Annotated in this window: 19 protein-coding genes; 18 read left to right on the top strand and 1 reads right to left on the bottom strand. The window is 54.5% G+C overall.

Features of this window, described 5'->3' with window-relative positions:
* Positions 1 to 4: 4 nt before the first annotated feature.
* The 16 genes from icmH (at position 5) to HU739_RS18460 (ending at position 19,438) form a co-directional block, all read left to right on the top strand.
* Entirely contained in the window at positions 5 to 880 is an 876-nt protein-coding gene (icmH, locus tag HU739_RS18385) for a type IVB secretion system protein IcmH/DotU (RefSeq protein ID WP_186546071.1), read from the top strand.
* Positions 881 to 894: 14 nt separating this feature from the next.
* Entirely contained in the window at positions 895 to 4,434 is a 3,540-nt protein-coding gene (tssM, locus tag HU739_RS18390; RefSeq protein WP_186546069.1) for a type VI secretion system membrane subunit TssM, read from the top strand.
* Entirely contained in the window at positions 4,434 to 5,162 is a 729-nt protein-coding gene (locus HU739_RS18395) for a PP2C family protein-serine/threonine phosphatase (RefSeq protein ID WP_186546067.1), read from the top strand. Before tssM ends, HU739_RS18395 begins: the two co-directional genes overlap by 1 nt.
* Positions 5,159 to 6,160 (top strand): serine/threonine-protein kinase, encoded by a 1,002-nt coding sequence (locus tag HU739_RS18400; RefSeq protein WP_186546064.1) that lies wholly within the window; start codon positions 5,159 to 5,161, stop codon positions 6,158 to 6,160. The genes HU739_RS18395 and HU739_RS18400 overlap by 4 nt, the downstream gene beginning before the upstream one ends.
* A gap of 28 nt (positions 6,161 to 6,188) precedes the next feature.
* A complete protein-coding gene (locus HU739_RS18405) occupies positions 6,189 to 8,225 on the top strand; it encodes a type VI secretion system Vgr family protein (protein WP_186546062.1) in 2,037 nt (678 codons plus the stop codon).
* A gap of 38 nt (positions 8,226 to 8,263) precedes the next feature.
* A complete protein-coding gene (locus HU739_RS18410) occupies positions 8,264 to 9,265 on the top strand; it encodes a sel1 repeat family protein (protein ID WP_186546060.1) in 1,002 nt (333 codons plus the stop codon).
* The gene (locus tag HU739_RS18415) at positions 9,265 to 12,411 is read left to right on the top strand and encodes a hypothetical protein (RefSeq protein ID WP_186546058.1); all 3,147 of its coding nucleotides are present in this window, start codon (positions 9,265 to 9,267) and stop codon (positions 12,409 to 12,411) included. Before HU739_RS18410 ends, HU739_RS18415 begins: the two co-directional genes overlap by 1 nt.
* Complete coding sequence (locus HU739_RS18420) at positions 12,408 to 13,508, top strand: tetratricopeptide repeat protein (RefSeq protein WP_186546056.1); 1,101 nt, start codon at positions 12,408 to 12,410, stop codon at positions 13,506 to 13,508. Before HU739_RS18415 ends, HU739_RS18420 begins: the two co-directional genes overlap by 4 nt.
* 134 nt (positions 13,509 to 13,642) lie before the next feature.
* The gene (locus HU739_RS18425) at positions 13,643 to 14,230 is read left to right on the top strand and encodes a hypothetical protein (protein ID WP_186546054.1); all 588 of its coding nucleotides are present in this window, start codon (positions 13,643 to 13,645) and stop codon (positions 14,228 to 14,230) included.
* Between the two features lie 134 nt (positions 14,231 to 14,364).
* A complete protein-coding gene (locus HU739_RS18430; protein WP_186546052.1) occupies positions 14,365 to 14,976 on the top strand; it encodes a hypothetical protein in 612 nt (203 codons plus the stop codon).
* An 86-nt stretch (positions 14,977 to 15,062) separates the two neighbouring features.
* Positions 15,063 to 15,233, top strand: a complete 171-nt coding sequence (locus HU739_RS18435) for a hypothetical protein (RefSeq protein ID WP_225922743.1) — start codon at positions 15,063 to 15,065, stop codon at positions 15,231 to 15,233.
* An 18-nt stretch (positions 15,234 to 15,251) separates the two neighbouring features.
* On the top strand, positions 15,252 to 16,619 hold the full coding sequence (locus tag HU739_RS18440; RefSeq protein WP_186546050.1) for a lysozyme inhibitor LprI family protein: 1,368 nt from the start codon (positions 15,252 to 15,254) through the stop codon (positions 16,617 to 16,619).
* 139 nt (positions 16,620 to 16,758) lie between these two features.
* Positions 16,759 to 17,214, top strand: coding sequence for a cell division protein (locus HU739_RS18445; protein ID WP_186546048.1), 456 nt, complete (start codon positions 16,759 to 16,761; stop codon positions 17,212 to 17,214).
* Positions 17,215 to 17,218: 4 nt separating this feature from the next.
* Positions 17,219 to 17,806: a lysozyme inhibitor LprI family protein gene (locus HU739_RS18450; RefSeq protein WP_225922744.1), complete on the top strand. Its 588-nt coding sequence runs from the start codon at positions 17,219 to 17,221 to the stop codon at positions 17,804 to 17,806.
* A gap of 4 nt (positions 17,807 to 17,810) precedes the next feature.
* Positions 17,811 to 18,251, top strand: coding sequence for a hypothetical protein (locus HU739_RS18455; RefSeq protein WP_186546044.1), 441 nt, complete (start codon positions 17,811 to 17,813; stop codon positions 18,249 to 18,251).
* Between the two features lie 83 nt (positions 18,252 to 18,334).
* Complete coding sequence (locus tag HU739_RS18460) at positions 18,335 to 19,438, top strand: hypothetical protein (RefSeq protein WP_186546042.1); 1,104 nt, start codon at positions 18,335 to 18,337, stop codon at positions 19,436 to 19,438.
* Positions 19,439 to 19,494: 56 nt separating this feature from the next.
* On the opposite strand, the gene HU739_RS18465 is transcribed toward HU739_RS18460, so the two are convergent.
* On the bottom strand, positions 19,495 to 19,866 hold the full coding sequence (locus tag HU739_RS18465) for a DUF6124 family protein (protein ID WP_093096920.1): 372 nt from the start codon (positions 19,864 to 19,866) through the stop codon (positions 19,495 to 19,497).
* A gap of 584 nt (positions 19,867 to 20,450) precedes the next feature.
* On the opposite strand from HU739_RS18465, the gene HU739_RS18470 reads away from it, so the two are divergent.
* Positions 20,451 to 20,828 (top strand): helicase, encoded by a 378-nt coding sequence (locus HU739_RS18470; protein WP_186546040.1) that lies wholly within the window; start codon positions 20,451 to 20,453, stop codon positions 20,826 to 20,828.
* Positions 20,829 to 21,015: 187 nt separating this feature from the next.
* Entirely contained in the window at positions 21,016 to 23,631 is a 2,616-nt protein-coding gene (locus HU739_RS18475) for a hypothetical protein (RefSeq protein ID WP_186546038.1), read from the top strand.
* The last annotated feature ends 10 nt before the right edge of the window (positions 23,632 to 23,641 follow it).

A 23,641-nucleotide genomic window follows, 5' to 3' on the forward strand; every position in this document is an offset into this window, starting at 1 on the left:
CGACATGATCAAGGAAACGGATTACAACCAGGACGACAAAACCGTCCTGCTCGACCGTCAGGGCCACGGGCCGGCGTCGAGTCCGCTGACCGACTTCGCCGCGCCGCCGCGTTTCGAGCAACTGGAAGAACGCATGATCTACGCCGCGCGCCTTCGCCCGGCAGAGGCGTTCAACATCAGCCTCAATTCGCTGGTCGCGGCCTCGTCCGAACTGCTCTCGGAAGTGGTGCGCCTCAAGCACAGCGAAACCCGCGAAGATCTGTATGCGCTCAACGAGCGCCTGACCGCCGGGCTGAAGTTGTTCGAAGTGCGCGCCTTGCACAACGGCGCCGAAAGCAGCCAGGTGATGGCCGCGCGTTACGTGCTCTGCACCGTGGTCGACGAAGCTGTCGTGACCACGCCGTGGGGCAACGAAAGCGAGTGGTCGCAGATGAGCCTGCTGAGCAGCTTCCACAACGAAACCTTCGGCGGCGAGAAGTTTTTCCAGCTGCTCGATCGGCTGTCGAAAAACCCGGTCAAGCACTTGCCGATGCTCGAACTGATGTACCTGTGCCTGTCCCTCGGTTTCGAGGGCAAGTACCGCGTCCAGGCGCGCGGCATGCTTGAGCTCGAAGGCATCCGCGACGCCTTGTATCGGCAGATTCGTCAACTGCGTGGCGACGTGCCGCGCGAGTTGTCGCCGCACTGGGAAGGCCTCAACGATCAGCGCCGCAATCTGGTGCGCATCGTGCCGGCGTGGATGGTGGTGCTGTTCACACTGGTCTGCCTGGTGGTGATGTATTCGGGCTTCGCCTGGGTCTTGGGCGAGCAGCGCGACACCGTTCTGCAACCTTATCAGCCGCTTGATCCAGCCGCGGTGCAACCGCAGGCGCAGCCGTAAAACAGGGACGTGTGATGAAAAAGTTTTTCAAGAAAGTCGGCGCCTTCCTGCGCCAGACCTGGGTCTGGACCTTGCTGCTGGTGCTGTTCGTGGCGCTGCTGGTGTGGTTCGTCGGCCCGTTGTTGGCGGTCGATGATTACAAGTTCTGGGAAAGCGCGACCTCGCGCCTGCTGACCATCAGCGTGCTGTTCCTGATCTGGGGCCTGACCATGGTCTTCGTCAGCTGGCGCGCCGGTATCCGCAAGAAAGCCGAGGAAGAAAGCGAGGATGGCCAGGACCGCATTCGCCGCGAAGAGCTGATCGACGAAGAGCAGAAGGAGTTGAAGGCGCGTTTCAAGGACGCACTGAAAACCCTGAAAACGTCGAGTCTGTATCGCGGCCGCAGCGAGCGCTGGCGCAGTGATTTGCCGTGGTACCTGCTGATCGGTCCGCAGGCTTCGGGCAAGACCAGCCTGCTGGATTTTTCCGGCCTGGAATTTCCGATCAACAAGATCGACCGCAAGCTGACCCGCGACACCCTCGGCACTCGTCATTGCGACTGGTATTTCGCCGACCACGGTGTGCTGATCGACACTGCCGGGCGCTACACCACTCAGCCGGACGCCGAAGTCGACGGCAACGCCTGGACCACCTTGCTCGAGCTGCTGCGCAAGCGCCGTCGCGGTCGTCCATTGAACGGCGTGCTGGTGACCATTCCGGTGGAAACCCTCACCGGCGGCAGCGAGCAGGACATCGATACGCTGGCGCGCCAAGTGCGCAGCCGTCTGCAGGATGTGCATCAGAAACTGCACGTCGATGTGCCGGTGTATCTGGTGCTGAGCAAGGCTGACAAGCTGCTGGGCTTCGACGAGTTCTTCGATCAGCTGACCCGCGAAGAAAGCGATCAGGTGCTCGGCACCAGCTTCCGCAAGGATCAGGTCGGCACCGACGTGGCGGTTCTGCGCAACGAGTTCGAAGAGCTGCTGCGACGCTTGAACAGCCAAGTGATCATGCGCATGCACTCCGAGCGCGACACTCAGCGCCGTGGGCGCATCCTCGACTTCCCGCATCAACTCGGGCAGATCGGCGAGCGCCTGTGCCTGTTCGTCGACATGGCGTTCACTGGCAACCGTTATCAGCGGGCCACGCAACTGCGCGGTTTCTACCTGACCAGCGCGCCACACCTGACCCAGGAAATGGATTCGACCACCGCCGGCATCGGCGCCAGTCTCGGCATGAACGCCGGTGTGCTGCCGACCCTGCGCAGCGGCCGTTCGCGTTTCATCCACCACTTGCTCAGCCAGGTGATTTTCCCCGAAGCCGATCTGGCCGGTCTGGACAAGCGCGAGCGCAGCCGCATTCATTGGGGCCAGCGCGCGCTGTACGTTGGCGCACTGGCGGCATTGGCCTTGTTCGGCATGCTCTGGGCCGGTGGTTTCTCGGCCAACTACGAGCGTCTGGAAAACCTGCGCACGCTGGCGCAGAACTGGACCCAGCAACGCTCGGCCGTTTCGCCGCGCGATGACGCCATGGGCGTGCTGAAAGTTCTGGATACGAGTTACGCCGCGACCCAGGTGTTCCCGAGCAAAAGCGACGTGTCGTACCACGAGCGTGGCGGCCTGTATCAGGGCGAAGACATCAATCCGGTGGTCAAGACTGCTTACGAGCGTGAGCTTGAAGCGCAGTTGCTGCCACGGGTGGCGACCCTGCTCGAAGGGCAGATCCGCGCCAACATGAAGGACCGCGATCGCCTGCTCAACAGCCTGCGCGCGTACCTGATGCTGAACATGAAGGACCGTCGCGATGCGGCGTGGCTCAAGGACTGGATCGCCACTGACTGGTCGCAGCGCTACACCGGCAACACCGCGGTGCAGAACGGTCTGAACACTCACCTCGAGCGCTTGCTCAAGCAGCCGTTCATTTATCCGTTGAACGACCAACTGGTGACACAGGCACGTCAGGTTCTGCGCAGCGAATCGTTGGCCAACGTGGTTTACCGCATGCTCCGCGAGCAGGCGCGCAACCTGCCGGACTATCGCTTCAGCCAACACTTGGGCCCACAAGGCTCGCTGTTCATCGGCACCGAATACGTGATACCGGGGTTCTACACCCAGCAGGGTTATCAGCAGTATTTCTCGGTACAGGGCGCGGCGCTGGTCACCGATATCCTGCGCGACAACTGGGTGCTGGGCGAAGGCGCGGGCATCAGCGACATGGACTTGCGTCGCCTGATGGTCGAGCTGGAGCAACTGTACTTCCGCGACTACGCCAACTACTGGAGCGAAGCCGTTGGCCAGGTCGCATTGCCACCGATCAGCGACGCCGGCGAAGGCGCCGAACAACTGGCGGGCCTGACTTCGGCCAACTCGCCGGTACTCGCGTTGCTCACCGAAGTGCGTGAAAACACTCGCTTCGAAGCCGCGGCCGATCCGGTCGATGAAGCCGGCGAAGCGGCCGATGCGCTGGCCGGGCAGAAAGGCAAACTGGGCAAGGTCGGCAAACTCGCCGCTGCTGCCGCCGACAAGGCTTCGGCGCTGAACGTGGCGAAAAACCTGCCGGACACCGCGAAGAAATCCCTGCAACGTCGCTTCGAGCCGCTGCATCGTTTGCTTGATGACAACAACGGCCCGGGCGCTGACCTGACGCCAGCGTTTAACGCGCTCAACGACCTGCAATTGCAACTGGCCGGTCTGGCCCGTTCCAGCACGCCGGAACAGGCTGCGTTTGAAATGGCCAAGACGCGCATGAGCGGCCAGCGTGATGCGCTGACCAACCTGCGCAATGCTTCCGGTCGCCTGCCGCGTCCGCTGAGCGTGTGGTTCAACGTGCTGGCCGAAGACTCGTGGCGCCTGGTGCTCAACGATGCCTACCAATACCTGAACGGTCGTTATCAGAACGAGCTGTACAGCGTGTATGGCAAAACCATCAGCAAGCGTTATCCGTTCAGCGCCAGCAGCACCAGCGATGTTTCGATCAGCGATTTCCGCGAGTTCTTCAAGGCGCAGGGCATTGTCGACCGTTTCTTCGACAGCTACATGCGTCCGTTCGTCAGCGGCGATCCGGGCAACTACCGCATGCGCAGCGTCGACGGTCACAGCCTGCCGGTGTCGAAGGTCTACCTCGACCAGATGGCCGCCGCACTGACGATTCGTCAGAGCTTCTTCTCGATCAACCCGGCCGAGCCGACCGTGCAGTTCAAGCTTGAGCCGTACACCCTCGATCCGGCGGTCAGCCGTTCCGAATTCAAGTTCGGCGACAAGACCATGGAATACCGTCACGGCCCGATCCTGCCAATGACCTTCAAGTGGCCGACCGATGCTGAAGACGGTCGCACCAGCCTGGTCATGGACAAGATGGCCGGACGCCCGATCGGTATCGAGAAGAACTCTGGCCCTTGGTCGCTGTTCCGTCTGTTCGATCTGATGCAGACCGAGTACCTGACCGGTCGCGACGTGCTGGTGCTGAAGGCGGACGTAGGTGGCTTGCGCGCCAACTACCTGCTGACCAGCCAGCGCTCGCCGAACCCGTTTGACCTGGGCGTGCTGCGCACCTTCCGTATGCCGGTGCAGCTCTGATGCTCGTGGCCAGTCCCTGGCGCAGCGCGGCGCGTACCGACCCGGGCAAGGTGCGGGCGCGCAACGAAGATGCCTTCCTTGACTCCCCGCAGCATGGGCTGTGGGTGGTCGCGGACGGCATGGGCGGTCATCAGGGTGGCGATATCGCCAGCCAGTTGATCGTCGCCAGCCTGGCTGAGTTGCCGCAACACGAGGACTTCGACGAGCGCCTCAAAGCCATCCGCCAGTGCCTGCACTGGCTGAACCGGCGTTTGGGGCAAGAGTTGACGGTCACCGCCGGACGCCACGACAGCATCATGGGCAGCACCGTCGTGGCATTGCTGGTGGAAGGCAATCGCGCGGCCTGCATCTGGGCCGGCGACAGCCGTTGCTACATGTGGCGTGGGCAGCGGCTGTATCAGCTGTCCAAGGACCATTCGCTGCAACAGCAACTGATCGACGAGCAGCAAATGAGCGTCGAGCAAGCGGCAGCGCACCCGGCGGCTCAGGCGTTGACCCGAGCGGTCGGCGCCGCCGAAACGCTGACTCTGGATGTACTCGAACTCGAGGTCTATCCGGGCGATGCGTTTTTGCTCTGCAGCGATGGTTTGTATCAGGGCCTGAGCAGCGATGCCCTCGGCAACGCCCTCAGCCTCAGCGCGCCGCACGTGGCGCTGGAACGTTTGTTCGACGGCGCTCTGCGAGGCGCTGCGCGTGACAACCTGACTGCCGTGGTGATCCGCCAATGAGTGAACTCGAATCGCCCATCGATGACCTGCTGATCAGCGAAGAACAGGCCAATAACCTGACCTACTTCGCCTTCGCCAAGGGCAACAAGGCCGAACCGCTGCTGGCGCCGACCAAGGCCAGCATCGGTGCGCTGCCGGATGTACTCGCCGGTCGCTACCACCTCGAGCGCTTGCTCGGGGCCGGTGGCATGGGCGCCGTTTACCGGGCGCGGGATCTGCTGCACGAACAGTTCGGCGATCCCGATCCTTACATTGCGCTGAAAATTCTCAGCGAAGAATTTGCCGAATCGCCGGACGCCAGTGCCTTGCTCTACGGCGAGTTCGCCCTGACCCGGCGTCTGCGCCACGACAACGTCGTGCGTGCGCACACCTTTGAAGTCGACACCGACTGCCAGCGGGCCTTCATCACCATGGAATACATGCGTGGCTTGACCCTGGACAAATTGCTCTGCGAGCGGCCCCTCGGCCTGCCGTGGAAGGAACTGCGCGACATCGTCCTGCCGCTGCTCGATACGCTGGCCTACGCCCACCGTCGCGGCGTGCTGCACGGTGATCTGAAGCCGAGCAACGTCATGCTCAGCGAAGACGGCTTGCGCCTGTTCGACTTCGGCCTGGGGCAGGCAGAAGAGGGCGCCTTGCCCGGCCTGCCGCACCTGAGCCGCGAGCGTTTCAACGCCTGGACCCCGGGCTACGCCGCCCCCGAACTGCTTGAAGGCCAACCCTTGTCGGCCAGCGCGGACGTATACGGCGTGGCCTGCGTGATCTACGAGCTGGCGAGCGGCAAACACCCGTTCCGCCGCCTGCCCTCGACCCAGGCCCGCGACGAGCACCTGGAGCGCGAGCTGCACGCACCGAAAAATCTAGCGAAACACGGCTGGTCAGCGCTGCAGACCGCGCTGAGCTTCAATCCGGCAGAGCGCAACATCACTGCCGCACAATTGCGTGACGCCTTGGGCGCCACTTCGTCCTGGCTGCAACGTCTGCGACTTCGGGCGTAACGGATGACATTCGAACAGGGAGCACACGATGTTCAACTCAGCTAACGAAACCCACTTCAGCCTCAAGGTCGAAGACTACGTCGGCGACCTGCAAGTGCTGTCGTTCACCGGCACCGAAGGCATCAGCCAGGCGTATCGCTTCGACCTCGAACTGGTCAGCGAAAATCCTGACCTGGATCTGGAGCAACTGCTGCACAAGCAGGCGTTCCTCGCATTCGATCCACAAGGCTCGGGCATTCACGGGCAGATCTACCGCGTCGCCCAGGGCGATGCCGGCAAGCGCCTGACCCGCTACAAAGTCTCGATCGTGCCGCAACTGCAATACCTGCATCACCGCACCAACCAGCGCATCTACCAGCAGATGTCGGCGCCGAAAATCATTGCGCTGATCCTCGAAGAGCATGGCATCAAAGGCAACGCCTACAGCTTCCAGCTCAGCCAGCCGTGCCCGGATCGCGACTACTGCGTGCAGTACGACGAAACCGACCTGCACTTCGTCCAGCGCCTGTGCGAAGAAGAAGGCATCCACTACCACTTCCAGCACAGCGAAAAAGCTCACCTGCTGGTATTCGGCGACGACCAGACCGTGTTCCAGAACCTCGGGCAGCCAACTGCTTATGTGCAGGGCAGCGGCATGGTCGCCGACGAGCCGGTGATCAAAGCCTTCAAGCTGCGCCTGGAAACCCGCACCAGCCGCACCACGCGCCGCGACTACGATTTCGAAAAACCGCGCCTGCAAATGGAAGCCGCGTACAAACCCGACGGCGACAGCGCTGAACCGGATCTGGAAGACTACGACTACCCAGGCCGCTTCATCGACCGCGCGCGCGGCAAGTTCCTCAGCCAGCGCGCACTCGAACGCCACCGCGCCGACTACCGCCAGGCCGAAGGTCGCGGCGACCAGACCAAACTGGTCAGCGGCCACTTCATGGAAATGTCCGACCACCCGCGCAGCGAGTGGAACGACCTGTGGCTGCTCACCGAGATCTTCCACGAAGGCAAACAGCCGCAAGTGCTCGAAGAAGGCGTGACCAGCGACACCACCGACGAAAAAGACGACTTCCACCAGGGCTACCGCAACCGCTTCCTCGCCACGCCGTGGGACGTGTTCTACCGCCCAGCCCTCGAACACCCGAAACCGCGCGTGCTCGGCAGCCAGACCGCCATGGTCACAGGCCCCAAAGGCGAAGAAATCCACTGCGACCAATACGGCCGCATCAAAGTGCAATTCCACTGGGACCGGGAAGGCCTCGCCGACGACAAAACCAGCTGCTGGCTGCGCGTCTCCAGCTCCTGGGCCGGCGACCGCTACGGCGCCATCTCCATCCCGCGCATCGGCATGGAAGTCCTCGTCACCTTCCTCGAAGGCGACCCCGACCAACCCCTCGTCACCGGCTGCCTGTACCACAAGGAAAACCCGGTGCCGTACGCCCTGCCGGCGAACAAGACTCGCAGCGTGTTCAAAACGCTTAGCTCACCGGGCGGCGGTGGTTACAACGAACTGCGCATTGAAGACAAGAAAGGTGCGGAGCAGATCTACATCCATGCGCAGCGCGATTGGGATGAGAACGTTGAGCATGACCAGAAAATTCGGGTCGGCAATGAACGTCATGACACGGTGGTTAAGAACAGCTACACCGAGCTGAAGGCTGAAGAACATCGCACCACGATTTCCGACCGCAAGGTAGAGGCGAAGCTGAATGATCATTTGACGATTGGGCAGAACCAGCATGTGAAGTTGGGGACTGCGCAGCTCACCAGTGTGGGGAAAGAGATTCACCTCAAGGCTGGGGACAAGATTGTTATCGAGGCGGGGACGGAGCTGACCATCCTTGGGGGTGGGAGCTTTATCAAGCTCGATGGCGGTGGGGTGACGGTGGTTGGGCCGGTGATCAAGATCAATGCGGGTGGCTCGGCTGGCTCCGGCACAGGGATCGGGATTAAACCGCCGGTGCTGCCGGGGGCGGCGGATAAGGATAAGGCGGGGAGTTTGATGGATCAGGCGTTGTTGAATGCACCGCCTGAGAAGGTTAAGCCGAAGGCTTTTTTTGTGTTTTCTGAGTGATGAGTGTCGTGATGACAACAAACAGGTACGTAAGGCAGATGAAGTGGTTTTCGATTGTTTTGTTGTGCTGGGGGATGACTTCGGGGGCCTTTGCCTCTTCGTCCAGCACCGCCCAATGCCCAAGCGGCAATTTTGCTGATTTCGTAAAAGTATTTGCATCTGAGCCAGAGACACAGAAAGCGTTTATTGCGTCTCCTCTGAAGCATATTCACGTGATAGCTGATGGGAAAATACCGAAGGTTGTCGAACGGAGCTTGGGCTCGATTTCCGCCGATGAGTTGAAGGTGCTGCTTCCGGAAAATGCTGCCAAATTGGGTCTCACTATTGAGACCAAGGTGCCTGACAGGGTGGTCGTGCGTGATGAGGCGGGCCATTTTTTAAAAATTTTCGTCTTCAAACATGGTGATTGCTGGACTCTGAGTCGAGTGGAGGATTGGGCAATCGATGCGGTCATGGAAGAGATCACTCAGTCTGAGAAACTAACGCCCGGTGAGATGGAACTCAAAAAAGGCGTCATATTTGACAGGCTGGTCAATAAAGCGTCTCCCGAATCAGGAATCTATTTATACGCCGCGGCATTGGATAGCTATTTAGAGGGTGCCCGGAAGGGTTCGGCGCAAGCAGCATTTGCTGCTGCGGGAATCAGCCTTTCTGGGCAGGCGCCACGCTTGGAGAATTCCAGAATCGTGGCGTTATTGATTCAAGCTTCAGAGCAAGTACCGGATGCCGGCTTGACTCTCGCAGATTTTTATTGCGACGAAGGTGAATACGACGAAAGTCACGGTTGTATTAATCCCAGAGAATCAATAGCGACATTGGAGCGTGCCGCCCGCCTAGGTTCGACTAACGCACTGATTCGATTAGGCGAAGTGTACGAAGCGGGAGCCCTCGTAGCGGCTGACTTGCCTCGCGCGATGGCGTGTTACCGAAAGATCCAGAAAACCGATCCTAACACGGCTACCGCGTTGGTTGAGCGCTTGGCAGCCCGAGGCGTCGTCAGCGATAACTCTATTCAATGTTTTGAAGCAGGAAGCTTTTGATGAGCACAGGACTACTTGAGCAAAGGCAGCAATATCGCACTGGTTATGAGTATGGCCCTTTCAAGGGCGAGACTGACCATGATAACAATGGCAAGAAGGAAATTGACTGCTCCGGGCTTCTGTATCGAATGCTTAAGGATGCTGGATATACGATCCCTTACCTCACAACATCAGGGTTAAATACCGACACTACTTACTTTGATGTGATCCCACTCGCGGAAGTACAGCCTGGCGATATTGCGCTGTGGATAAACTTTCATGGGCACACTGGGGTCATCGAAGACATCTCCGGATCGCCTGTTCGAGATCGGGGGAATTTCTTCGGTTCACAGTCTTCAAACGGACCGAAATCTGCCAAATATGGGGCGGGCAGTGGTTACTGGCCAATGCCTGAAAAGTTTTTACGCCCGAGGCCCCAATTCAGAGGCGCACAACCAGCACCCGCACCTAATCCTGCGCCGGCCCCTGCACCGGCAGGCCCAGCTCCGCTGATGAGCTTCCAATATCCATTCCGTAAACCAGATGGCAAGCAGTTCACTGGGGCTGACGAAGTATATAAGGTACTAGAGAGCGAAGTATCTGGTCATTATTTGTTAGGTAGTAACAAATTCTGGCATGGCGGATTACATGTTAGCAATGCAAGCGCTCCCCAATGTGTATTGGATGAACCATTACGGTGTATGGCTGATGGTGAAGTCGTTGCTTATCGCCTGAATAAAGAATATCTAGAATCACCATTTGATGCAGGTGGGAGTTCAAAAAAATTAAAGTATTCGAATTCTTTCTGTCTGGTCCGGCACGAGTATAAGTCTGCACCTAATCCAGAAGAAGGGGCGAATAAGGGGAAGCAAAATAAGCTGACATTCTACAGCCTATATATGCATTTGCTACCGTTTGATCGTTATCCTATACCTCCTGAGGAAGCGCCTAAGCCGAAAGTGACAATGCAGGTCAATGATTTTAAAGCATATGACGAATTGCCAGTGTCATCTAGTATTGTGTCTGTGGGTAAGTTAAACAAAGACTCGAAACTTGAAATCTTAGATCAAAGTCCGGTCGCGGGTACAGACCGAATTTATGCTAAAGGTAAAATCATATCTGGAAGTGTGCAGCTGAACTCACAAAAGACACGAGAAATAGGGAGTGAAGTCTGGTTTGCGTACTTAAAGGCCGGCGAACCCTATAAAAACAACGCCGGTGATAGAGTTTGGTTGGAAGAAAAGTTACCAGAGCGAGAGCGGCCAACCTATTGGCAGGGCAAGGTTCATGGGACAGTAGTTAATAAGCTTCCCCTTTTCGGTGCACCGTCAGATCCTACTAATGGCAAGCCAGCGGGTGCTTCGCTCGGTGCCTTGCAGTTGATGATGAACAGCGTCGTAGCTTTTGATAGTCAAAAAGTTTTGAATTTAGTTGTCGGGCCATCCCTGCAGCGTATGGCCGAATGCACGCTGGTGAGTGGTGGTCCGGTCGCCACAGGAAATGTGCCACCGACATTCTGGGCGTGTGTTGAAAATACTTCGGAAAATAATGTTCTAAAATGGAGTTTAGCTGAACCGGCATCTGTTGACACTGTTTTGAACATAGGAGTTGGAATTAAGGCGGGAGATCCTGTCGGTTACCTTGGGCAAATGGAGAATGTCACTGAAGCTGGGGAGGTTAGTAGTAAGTTTCAAGCCCATATAGAAATTTTTACCGCTGATACAGGTATAGAAGACTTTTTGAATAATACTGCTGCCTTAAAAGTTGGCAGACAGTATTTGTATTTAGCCAAAAATTCTCTGGTTAAGTTAAAGGCCCCAGCCACTGGGGAAGTTTCTCTGAAAGAACTGCATGTTGTAGAGTTAAGCAAAGCGCCGATTTATAAAGATACACAAGAGTGGTATGAGATCAATGTAATAGACGAAGGGCAAAACGTGGTCGGTTTAGTACGTAAGGCTGGCGCCACTTTAATATCGCAGCATGATTGGGCGAAGCTGGGCTTTCAGATAGTGGAGGAGTCAAACGCTGCTGCTGATGGATTTCTCGATCCAAACGATATGCCCGTTTTCTTCAAAAGATTGTTTGAAAAAATCGATAAAGATAATAATAAAGAGATAGACGCATCAGAGTTGGCCGACGCATTGAAGGATACTGACACACGCTCTCAATGGTCAAAGCTTGTCGCCAAGCATCCAACGGAATGGAAAGATAGAGCTAATCAACCAAAATGGGCTCGGCTGGATGATATTTTAGAGCATTCGCCAAAATTAAAGGCTCATGAAAAAGAGAGGATAGATAAATTTATCTTCTGGGATGAGCTATCTGGAAAAGCGTCAGTTGAATCCAGTCTAGTTTGGCACTTTCATCCGATAGAGTTCATAGCTGGGTTTACTTCGTCGGCCGCGGAACTGATCTCTTTCGATCAAATGAAGAAAATGTTCCCAGACTCTACCGATCAAAAGCGTGAGGAGGTAAGGGGGTTATTTAATAAGTATGCTGATCGATTTGAAATTAATACCGCGCCGAAAATGGCTCAGTTTTTTGCTCAAGTGAAGACCGAGGTTGGTAGCGCGTTGGTAGGTAAGGTAGAAGATCTTTGGTATTCAGCTGAAGCTCTCAGGTCTAAGTTTGGAAGGTATTTCAACACATATCCTGCGGAAGCTGAACTGTATGGATATAAACGCATTACAATGGCGCAGTATAATGCACTAAGCCCTGCGGCAAAGAGCGCCTATACGATTCGTAAAAATAAAGCATATTCTCAATTCCCAAATGAAGACGAGATCGCGAAGCGTATTTATTGCTGCAACTCAGTTCAAGGTGGATTTGTATTGACTGCGGGTGGCTGTGAAGAAGGTAAGAAGTATAAAGGCAAAGGTTTTATTCAGCTGACGTGGAAATCAAACTATCAGGCGGTAGAGGACCGCTTAAAGCAAAAAATACCTGAGGAAACCATTGAAATGGTTTCCAATCCAGACCAGTTGCTGGATACAAAAATAGGATTATTATCGGCTATGGGGTTTTGGGATGTAAATAATATAAATAATCTAGTCGCGCCAAATACGGACTCTACTAATAAAATTACAGAAGTAGTTAATAAGCATACTGATAGTTATGCGGAGCGCAGGACTAATTTTACAGCTATTTATCAGGAGCTTAATAAATGATTTTTTTAAAAAAATTTTGGTGTCTACAGATTTTTTTATTTATTTTTTTTGCTGGCCAGTCTTCACTTGGTACTGCAAACGATAGTCTTCCTCTTGCAGAAATGGTGAAGAAACAGTTTGATGTTGGTTTGGTTCCTGGATTAAAGTCTCCAAGACTCCTGGTCGTAAAAAATGAAGATGCTGCACTTCCCGACAAACTAGTCTTGGTTGCTGAGGTGTCTGGGAAAGACTCGGTTATATTGAGCGCAAAATCCGCATTGGCGAAAATTAATAATGTTTATTCGCCTAAAAGTTATGACGGCTTCAATGTTTCTGTTGTTAAAGGCGTCGATAAAACTATAGGTGTTGTGGATTCTCAAGGGGAAATATACACCTTCAATTCAGACGCTCACGTTGTGGGAGATGTTTTGAATTTGATTACAAAAAAAGAAGACCAAACGTCGCAGAATTTTAATGTTCAATTTGAATATGATGCTCCTCGCAAAAGTGTGGCAGTTAGCCGGGTTGTCTATACGGTTAATAATGAATCGTGCGATAGATCTCTTAAGAGTGCTTATATTTTACCTCTGAATGTTTTGATTTCTAAATCACTTGAAGATTTCGACGGTGCGACTGCATTTGAATATCTTCAAAAGTTAAATTTGGACATTCAGGCGGGGCGGGTGAAAGGTGAAAAACTCATGTCATCCTTTGTTGTCTTGACGGCAGACCAAGCACTCGTTGCATACAAAAATAATGATAAAAATAAGCTCATAGAATCTATGGGTTATCTTGTTGCCGATGGGGGCAGTAGTGAGTCGTGTGCACCTGAAAGCTACATAGCTGAAGCGTATTTCTATCCTGACAAGGTGGGTTGGTCCAATGATCTCGGATTTTTGTTTGCTGAGGCAGGATATTATTCAGAATCGGTTGAACTACTAAGAAAGGTGATTTCTGAAAACCCAGAGAGAACTGTCGCTTACTTGAATATAGCTGATGCATATTGGGGGTTGAGCCAAAAAGATTTGGCTGCAGAGAACTATAAAAAATATATCTCTATGATGCAGCAGTCGGGAAAAGCCATGAAAATTCCCAGGAGAGTTTTAGAGCGATCGTAATAAAAGGGACGGATTTATTTTTTTAGTCCGTCCCGCGGGCAACTCTTAGGGTGAAATTAGGACAGATCACGGTTTTAGTATTTGCCACGAAAAACGTCGTCTGTTCCATTTTTTCCTCAAAAGGATATATAAAGTTGAAAAAATATTTAACTCTATTTAAGCGGCATTTTATTCCGTATGTAGTTTTTGGTTTCGTAGCGTCCAATGTGTTTGCGGATGCCGCACCCACAATAGGTGAATTCCATCCTACGGTGGTAGCCTCTTTGGGCGAAGAAAAGATCGCTGTATTTTTTTTGAAAAATAGTCTGAAGGCGATAGCTAAAGAAGAGCATGTTGCCGATGCTGAGATATATTACTCATCATTGAGCTCCGGTAAACCCTCTCTAAACTATGTATGGAAGGTTGAGGGGGATCAGATCGCTTCTGTATTTTTCTACGAGTGGAAGTCCCCTGCGAGAGCCGGAAAATCTATGTTTGTGTTGACAAAAAGAAAATTGTCGAACTCGGCATTTGACGGTTTTGCTTATTCGGTAATGGAGCTTCCAATAAGGAGAGATGGTGGACGTGTATCCTTGCTTCATTTTAGTGGCGATTTGCCTGACCCATCTCTAGATAATTGTATGGAGGGAGCAGATCTGGTTAGGGGAAATAAAGTGGTCTGTGCTTATAAAGATGCGGCGAGCATTAAAAATTACTTTAGCTTGCAGGACAAAAAACATTAAAAGTTGTGTGCGCGCCAATAGAGAAAACGGGGCGGTTCACTTTGAGCTGAATCCGTCCCGCGGAAATGGGGACAGACCACGATTATCCGAAAAACGTAGTCTGTCCCCTTTTTTTCGTTTCTGAGGTCAGCCGGATGATTCGATTAATTATATTGCTTTTGTCTGTTTATAGTGGCGCCGCTTATTCTGGCTCAGCTGAGCATAGCCTATTATGCAAAGAACCTGGTCAGAGTTCTGACGCGGCTAGGTTGACTCTTTCGTTTGAAGAGGAAATCTTTTTTCTTGACAACACTGATCGCGGATGTCGGTCAGATTATGTCGTTAGACAAGCGCAAGGAACGGAAAATGAGTCGATCATATTTTCTTATCCGACGGGTGACGATATGGGCTTAAATGCTCAAATAATGATTTTTGCTGCTCCAGCTAATGGCGGAGAAGCCCACTATATCGGAGATATTCCTGCTGGTGCTTCAGAACTAAAGGATGGAAATTATCAAGATATTCAGCAGGCTGGTGATTCAATCTACGAGAATATCTACCGTGTTGATGGTTCTAAAGTTATTACTTTGATGCCAGGGAAGGAGTTAATCATTTCCGGCGAACAGTGTGTTTATAAGAAAGCAGGTGACGCTGTTTGTCAGAAAATGCGAGGTAGCTTTGAAAAACCTGTGTGTGTCCTTAATGATGGTACGCGTAAAATCCTCGCCGTTGCGAGTGACTGCACAGAGCTGAAAGAAAACCTTTAAGGTGAAATGGGGACAGACCACGGTTTTAGTAATTGCCCGACAACGCGACAACATGGTCTGTCCCCTTTTTTCACGACTACTACCGTGTGTTCATTTACCAAGTCAAAACCGGCACCTTCGAAGAGTTACAGCCGGACTGCGGCGACGACTTCGTTAACCTGCGCGTCGACAAAAAACGCAAAGCGTTGCTCAGCACTTACTGGGAAATGAACATCCCCAAGCAATGCATCACCCGATTCACCAAACGCAAAGTCTGAATGACTCAAGGATGAACAGTGAACCGTTTTGTTTTAACCCTGCTAGCCGCGCTGCTGCTGCCAGTTTCAGCGGCCTATGCGCAGAACGACTGCAGCCATGTCACCTCAAGCCTGGAAATGGTGCCCTGCTCGGAGGCGGCGAAGAAGGCTGCCGATGCGCAATTGAACGTCAGCTACAAGCAGTTGATGACGCGGCTTGAGTCTGACTATCGAACAGATCCGGCGTTGGGCGCGGAGTACGCGGCGAAGGTTAAAGAATCGCAACGTGCGTGGCTGAAATTGCGCGATGCGAATTGCCCTTTGGAGGCATTCGAAATCGAGACGGGGATGCCAGCGCATGTGTTTGCCGTTAACTCGTGTATCGCCAGAATGAGTCGCGAGCGCTCGGCATATCTGGACAAGATCGTCCCTGCTCTTGCATCCGACAAGAGCACTTCGACGGCACCCACCAGAGACGCTTGCCCCTTGGAGGAGTTCGCGCCTTTCCTGACTACGTTTTCCGCCAACAGCGAATCACAACGCCGCCTCACTGCAATGACGGTCAAGTCCCTGGTGTTGAAACCGGTAGCTGGGAAGGATCGAAGTACCTTTGAGCCTTCGACCTCGGGTGTTAGTGGAACAACGTTCACCTATCCGCTGATGGCTGCAATCACACCCGGCAAGACACCTGGGGTCGAGATCGAAGAGGTCGACGACAGTCACGTCAACGTGGTGGATAAGCGAGCGGGCAACAGCAATATCAAGATCTTCAACTTCTCTCGTCAGGCGTGCTGGGTGCTTGAGGGGATTGAGGATTGGTCGATCAGTGAGAAGGATCTTGTCGCGACAGAGAACCCGGGAATGAGCCGCGCTGAGAACTTCTGTTATCAGCGTGCAGAAGCGTTGGGCGGGCTAGGGTTTCTTGAGCAATACCGACTGACTGCGGAGTTGATTGAAGCGTCCTTGGATAACTTTGTTTGCGCTGCAGAGTCAGGTGATGCGCAGGCAAGCCTGTCGGCGGCGAGCCTTAGTCTTTCGCAAATGGCACCTCAGTTAGAAACCCCTAAGGTTGAGGCTTTGTTCAAAGCGGCTTCGAAAATACCAAAGGGTGCGATGGGTTATGCGAAGTTTCTTTGTTCAGGAAACTCCACTGACTATAACGGCCCTTGCCTTCATCCCAAGCAGGCAGAAGAGCAGGTTATTCGGGCGATTACCATGGGCTCCACGGACGCGATGAATTACCTGGCCTCTACCTTTGAGGGTGGGGAGTTAGGAACGAAGGATATATCGCGGGCGTTAGCCTGTTATCAAATGGCGGCTGACAAAGGTGACCAGTTGGGCGTCTTCAACGTGGGGCGATTGGGATCGTCAGCCACGGCGCCGATCAAAGTCAGCCACTGCATTTGAGTTTCGAGGGGCTGTTTGAGGCGGTTTTGCACAAGTTTTTTCTGAATCCCCTACGCTAAAACGTTTAACGCTTGAGCATCTGACGACCCCGATTTTCCTTTAAACTCCCCACCCCCAAGGAACGCGCTCAGGACACGGAATGCCAGCCCCTTCTTCCTCGCTTCGCCCAGCGTTGGTGCTTTGGCTATATGCCGCTGCGATCACGCATATCCTCGCCGGTCTTACCCTGACCTGGGCCGGTGACTCCGGCTTGCTCGATGGCTACCTGCAAGTCCTCGAACTGTCGTTCTGGGGTGCCGATGCGGTTCCCACCGCCGGCCACGAACAACAAGTCTGGTGGCTCGCGCTGTTCGGCGGGACGTTGCAAAGTTATTCGCTGTACATGTTCGCGCTGGTGCACCTGGGCAATCGCTTGAAAGTCGCGGCAGTCTGGGGTTGGTTGATCGCGGGCATCCTATTATGGGCGCCGCAGGATATGTGGCTCTCGGCGCAACAACAGGTCTGGTCGCACGTGTGGCTCGATGGTTTTGCGTTGCTGGTGTTGTTGCCGCCGCTGTTTTGGCTGTACAGGCATGACCGTCAAGGGAAGGAGTAACAGCGTGAAAGTATTTTCGATTCTTCTCGGTTGCTTGCTCTCTGCTGCTTCATCCGCATTGTTTGCTGGAGAAGCGTGCAACCCAGACAGTTTGTCCAACCCGGACTTGATCACCTGCGGCCAGCAATCTTTCGAGAAGGTAGATGGTGTCCTGAACGAGCAATACAAAAAAGCGCTGTCGACTCTGGCTCCTGCGGAGCAAAGCCATCTGAGAGATGTGCAAAAGAACTGGGTGCGCTTCAAAGAATCGTTTTGCGAAGAGCTTTATGAAGCCGCGTTGCCGGGCGCTGAAGCGCCAATCGAAAAGCTTGGGTGTCTGGTGCAGACGACCAATGCTCGGCTGGGAGAGTTGGTCGCTCTACAGACGGGTTTACCGCTGGATGGTTTTTACAAAGCGGCATCCGCGATTGCAGGGAAGGATCGTGAGAGAAATTTAGCGGCCTCAATCGAGCGGCTGGGAGGGGATCAATTCGATGATCCGCTTTGGAAGAAGTACGCAGAAGGGCACTGCCAGATGGCTAGCCGTCTGTTGCGTGAAGACGTCGCCTACTGCGTGGTGAGGATGCGCTTTCAATTACCCATGAACCGCTAAAGGAATGTTCGGTTTGAAATTTTCGTCTGCATTGTTTTCCGCGTTGCTCGCTTTCGTTCCTCTGGCGGCTCATAGCGAGGTCACGACTGAGGTTTTTTGCTTCCGCTCCTACGAAGGCAAACCTATAAATTTTGAATTCAGAACCTATTACGATTCTGTCGCCAAATGGAGCGGTGCTGGCGTCAAGTACAGTAAGTCGAAAAAGGCTATCGGGCTGGTTCATCGCAGTACTGAACAAGAAGAACTCGTGTATGGCCGGCCTTACCAGTACACGACAACTTGGGTTGAAGTAGTTGATGGTGCACTGACAGGTGAGTATCAGATGGTCACTCAGGGTGGCCGGGTTGATGCGATGACGTATACAAATTACAAATCTGCAAAGAAGTATTCGTTTGAAAATGATTACGACGTGGATTCGAAACCTGAAACAGGTTGCCAGTGGTGAGACAGGGAATACTCACGTAGGGGGGCTTAACGCCCCTTTTTTCATATTCAATCAGGCTCTTGAATCATCAGCGGGGAGGCGAGTTGAAAAGATTAGCTTTGGTCGCGTTATTGCTGTGCTCTTTCTCTGTGGCTGCGGGGCCAATGTTCCCGTCCCTCAAGTCATGCATGGAGGCCGACAGCGGCTGTGCGTTGGCGTTGAAAGAAAACCTTCTGGTGGACGCAAAATCCGGGCAACGTCTCTCTGACGAGGCGGAATCGGCCGGAGCAATGAGTGGTTTCTGGCTGTATCGAGATGGCGAGCGTTACATTCTGGAGAACGAAAACTACTCCCAGGCAAAGACGCGTCGTTGGCTGGTTTTTACTTACAACGGCGGAAAAGTAGTACTCGACGGCGCCTATATTTTCTCGATAGACATTGACCCGAACACCGGACCGTACTGGCACGGCTATGACTGTCGAGGTGATGCCCAGCCGTTGGCAGTGCCTACAAAAGAACCCTTCAGTGACGTGGCTTTGGAGGCGTTGTGCGGTGGTGCTGAAAGTCGGGTGGTCTCAGGGAAAGATAAGGCAGTGCCCGTATCAGCCAGGGGGCTGGCTGTCAGTGTCCCCGTTTACCACGCTCGCAACCGTGATGGTTCAGCGACGTACCTGTTTACTGAAATCGATGTTCCGGATCTTTCGAAGCTGGTGTGTTTATCCAATTGCGCCGATGTCACTCAAATATCAGAACGCGTCTCGCAAGAAACAGCGCCATTGCAGGGCGGGCAGGATGGAACGTTGTGTTCCGCCGAGGAAGACATCTACTTCAGCTGTCCTTTGACAGGAGGTAAAACGGTTTCTGTTTGCGCGCAAGGGAATAACAAGCCCACTGCCGGATACGTTCAATACCGTTACGGTGTTCCGGGAAAGATAGAAATGTTCTATCCGCAGAAGAGCGTGCCTCCCAAGGGCAAGTTCTTCGTAGTGGATGCGTCGGAAGGCAGCGTTAACCTGAACAACATCAAATTCAAAAAGGGCCTGTATACCTACCTCGTTAATCAGGCGTTTGTGAGTTTTTTGACGGTGCTCAAGGATGACAAGGTGGTGTTCCGGCAGTTCTGTAGCGCGGGTGGTTATTCATTTGTTAGTCGCGTTGCCCGTCAGGGTATAGAGGCACTGCCTAAAAGCGCTGAAGACTTGAGATAGCGAAGAAGACTGCAGAAAGGGGACTCAACGTCCCCTTTTTTCAACCATCAATCCCGCTACGGCTTCGCCGCCGCGCTCTTCACCTCAATATGATCAAGCGTCCCTTCCACCATCAATCGCACCCCGTCCGCCATCCTGCTCAGGGCCAGTGCAACTGAGCGGCGTGAGCCGTGCAGATCGTCAGCCAGGTCGCAGGCGATGACGCTGATGGACAGGAGGTCTTCGGAGGCGTTGGCCATGAGGGCTTCGGCGTCGGTGCCGGGGGAGAGTTTGAAGAGGCCGGTTTCGCGCTTGGGGTGCGGTTCGGTGGGCGGTTTGAAGTGGTGGTCGAGGGCGCGCTCGGCGGCTTCGTGGAATTTCTTTGATTCCAGAGATTCGTAGGGCGATATGTCCGGGGTTTCCGGGGGATTGGGTGTTGGTTTCTTCATTCGGTCTTACTCCAGTTTCAGGAGCTGGCACCGTTTCGCTCGCACTTCGAAAGGGGTGGCAGCTGTGCATAGGTGTGCAAGACCGGTGGAGTCACCCGGCAGACCCGAAGGCCTCCCATACACAGCAGCCATAACGATCCGCGAGCATAGGAAAACGCTCGGCGAATTGCCATAACCAATGTGTACTCCCGTCGGACTTGCACGTCCGTATCGCCGATTTTGCGGCGACACACAAAGCCTATCCCTCATGACCAATCCCGCCTAGTTCACGGACAGCCCGGCACTTTGCAGGAAATTTCCCATGGATTCGCGGGCGGGAAGATCAAAGGATCGCAGGCTTCGCCAGCTCCTACAGGGATGTGTTTCAACAGGTGTAGGAAAGGTGGATGGTGAGACGCAGAGCGTCTCGGGATGCATTCCCACGCGGAGCGTGGGAACGATCAGGGGGGAACGTTTAATCGTGACTTGGCGGTCATCGTGCGGGTATTGGTCCGCATCCTCTTCCAACAGCGGCAGATACTGGCGTTATCGTCCGAATCCCTTACACTGCCCCGGCCGTTCATTTTCCTTTTGAGGCTGTGCGCATGAAATTTCGTTTTCTTCTGTGGATGATGGGTTTGTTGATGGCCAAGGCCAGCCGGACCAATCCGGCGTTCCAGCAGCAGTTGGGTGACAAGGATCTGGTGTTTCAGCTACAGACGCTGGACGGGAAAGTGGCACGGCATTTCGTGGTCAAGGATCAGCGCATCATCAGCAAGTCCGGCGTGGTGGCGGAGCCGGCGTTTGCGATTGCGTTTAAAGATGCGGGTTATGGCTTTGCGACGATGCAGGCGAAGAACAAGCAGTTGGCGTTTATGCAGGGGATTCAGGACAAGTCGATTCAGCTTAAGGGCAACCCGGCGCTGGTGATGTGGTTTCAGGGATTGATGAAGTATTTGAAGCCGAGGAAGGCGAAAGCGTAAGAAATGGATTGACCAAGTCCAGGCATGCGTCCTGAGTGACAGCGTGCTTTGTCTCGTGAAGCCATAATTCAGGCTCGTAAAGACGCTCGAACTGTCATTTCTGTCAGGTGTTTTGCCTGCGATAGCGATGCTCTACTCAGGTTCCGGTTCCCGCACAGGGACTTTACTGACTTGATGGAGCTAGCTCATGGCACTGGCAAAAAGTTTTTCGACCCCCAAGTCCCTTGATCCGACATTTGCTCAGGACGGCGTGTTGGCCTTACCGCTACCTGGCATCACGGGCGACGAAGCGGGGGCCGTTCTAGCGCTCCCCGATAAAAAACTCTTGGTTGCGATACCTGTCACCGGAGCGGATGCTCCGGTTGCCATTGCAAAACTGAATGAGGATGGCTCGCTGGACGCGACGTTCGGTACAGCAGGCAAAGGTTTCGTTGAAATAGCGTTGAATGGTGCTCGAATCAGTCATGTATCGGGTCTCGAGGCGCTTGAGGGTGGCGATTGGCTGCTGCACCTTCAGTATTTCTCGAACACTTCAAATGACGTTGGCCTGGCACTGGTCCGCCTGAAAAATACCGGTGAACCGGACAAGTCGTTTGGCACCGAAGGCGTGCGGTTTATCTCTTATTATGGCGTTCCCCAACCCGCCAGCATGCCGCGCGAGGCGAGTCACCTGAGCACCAGGTCCTCTCAGACTGCGCAGGCATCGTCGCAGGCAGTGATCGTGCAGGCGGATGGCACGATTATCTTGCTCCATCCCGTGTTCAAGGATGAGTCGCAATTGCCAGTGGCTATGGTCATACGCCTGCTGGCGGATGGCTTGCTCGATCAATCTTTCAATCGTACCGGCTATGTCGAATTGGATATCGGCGCCACCTCGAACACCGCCAGCGGCATCGCCGTTCAAGCCGATGGCAAAGTGCTGCTCTGCGGTTCATATCGGGACGGATCGGGAGGCAACGGAATTTTTGTGGCGCGTCTGGATGCGAGTGGCACGCTGGACAATCAATTCAACAATGGCCTGGCTGTGCTGATTCCCGACGACGAGGGCGAGAACTATCTGCAATCTGTCTCGGTGCGTGAAAGCGATGGCCGGATCGTTGTTGCAGGCCAAGCCTTGCGTAACGGTGTCCGCGGTGGCCTGAGCGCCGCATTTACCGCCAGCGGTGCTGCCAATCTTGTGTTCAATGGTGGCAAACCGGTTTTTTCACCGTTGGTAAAAGGGTTGGCGTGGGCGCAATGCTCGCAACTGGGTGGTTCGATCATCGTTGTCGGTCAGGGTGAAACGGCCGTGGTGACGGCGCGTTTTCTCGCTGACGGAAAACCAGACACGGCCTTCAACGGTACGGGACATGCGCTGTTTGAAGACAGCGCAGGGGACGCCGGTGCGCGAGGTCTGGCAGTGCTGGACGACGGTCGGATCGTCGTCTGTATCGGGCTGTCGAATTTTGCTGATCCATCCATAGTGAAAGGACGGGTCGTGCGCTACCTGGCCGGCTCCGCGACTCGAAGCAACGACCCGACGTTCGGCGACGGCGGCATCCTGAGATTTCCATTTCCCGGGTTCACAGGGTACGACGTGCGGGCGCTGCTGGCGCTGCCGCAAAAAAAACTGCTGGTTGCCGTTCGCCTCTCGACGGCCGGCGCGCCTACGCAAATCGTCCGTCTGCTTGAAAACGGTGCACTCGACAGAGCCTTCGGCGGGCAGACCAGCGGCTATGTCGAGATCAGGCTGAAAGATGACTTCTTCATGAGCCGCATCCTCGGCTTTACGCCACTTAGCGATGGCGGCTGGCTGGTTGTGGCTCAGTACACCGCGGAAGGCGAAAATTACTCAGCGGGCCTGGCGCTAGTCAGGCAGCGCGAGGACGGGCAATTGGAGACGTCTTTCGCAGAACAAGGTGTGCTTTACTTGGCTTACGAGGAGATGGGAGGCGGCGGACATACCGGATTGGCGGAAGAATCTCCAAGCGCTGCTGCGGCGACTGGCACAGCAGGGACTGTCGCTCAACAAGCAGACGAAAAAATTGTCGTCGTCAGTACTGTTGAGGATGTTGCAGGCCGAGCTAAAGGTATCGTTCTGAGATTCGATTCGAACGGTTTACCCGACACGACATTCAATGGTGCAGGCTTTGCTTTCGTGGAGCTTGCAGGCATTTCGTCTGCGGACACCGTCGGGCAATCCTTGGCAGCCCAAACCGACGGTGGTGTGGTGGTCTGCGGTTATTATTTCGCCGCGAGTGCTAACGGCGGCTACGTTACTCGATTCAACACTTCAGGTCAGGTTGACACAGGTTTCGGAAAACACGGTGTGGTGGATATCCCCCAGGATCGATGGATCAGCCTGGACGTTGCGGCAATAGTCGGTGACAAAATCGTTGTGGCCGGCGGTACGCAGGAGCAGGGCGTCATCCAGGGGCTGGTTGCTGTGCTGAATTTCAGCGGCGAGTACAACCTTGTATTCAATGGTGGTCAACCACTGATTAATTCACCTGTTCCCCAAGGCGTCAGATGGCTGCACTGCGTGCCGCGAGCGGATGGCTCAATCATTGTCTGCGGCGGCAGTGGTGTCGGCGCAATTGACGGTGATCTCACTGCAGTCACCGCCCGTTTCCTGGCGGATGGTTCCCGAGACACCTCATTCTTCGGCACGGGATTCACCGTTTTCAATGAAAACGACGGTTTTGAATACCCTTACGGCATGGCCGTAATGGACGACGGGCGCATCGTGGTGGGCGGAGTGTTCTTCACGGATACGGGATATGAGAAAGGCTGGGTGATTCGTTATCTGGACAAGTCGGCATAAGCCGCGCCGG

This window comes from Pseudomonas hamedanensis, from assembly GCF_014268595.2.
In the GTDB taxonomy this organism is placed as follows: domain Bacteria; phylum Pseudomonadota; class Gammaproteobacteria; order Pseudomonadales; family Pseudomonadaceae; genus Aquipseudomonas; species Aquipseudomonas hamedanensis.